This is a genomic window from Micromonospora sp. DT48 (assembly GCF_049844495.1).
GTDB lineage: Bacteria > Actinomycetota > Actinomycetes > Mycobacteriales > Micromonosporaceae > Micromonospora.
Genome location: NZ_JBNCLE010000067.1, coordinates 1 through 230, shown reverse-complemented (window position 1 = coordinate 230; position 230 = coordinate 1). Strand labels below are relative to the sequence as shown.

The window sequence follows — 230 nt, the reverse complement described above, 5'->3', positions numbered from 1 at the left end:
ATATGGACGTCGTGGCGGCGGGTGGGGTGGCGGTTGGGTCGTCCTGGTGGGCGGCCGGGTCCTGGTCGGGTGGGTTTCGGTGCGCTGGCGGGACAGGGGCTGTTGGCGCGTAGGTGCCGAAATCCGCGGCGGACGCGGGCGGGGGTGAGCCGGTCGGGTGGGGCGGGTCGTTCCCACGGGTGGCGCAGGTCTGCGGCGAGTGGTCGGGCCAGCCGGAGTTGGGTGTGGGC

The 230-nt window shown here is 74.8% G+C and carries 1 pseudogene; it reads right to left on the bottom strand.

Annotation, left to right across the window (positions count from 1 at the left end):
* A pseudogene (locus ACLQ2S_RS27180) lies at positions 1-230 on the bottom strand (NF041680 family putative transposase); the annotation flags it as partial.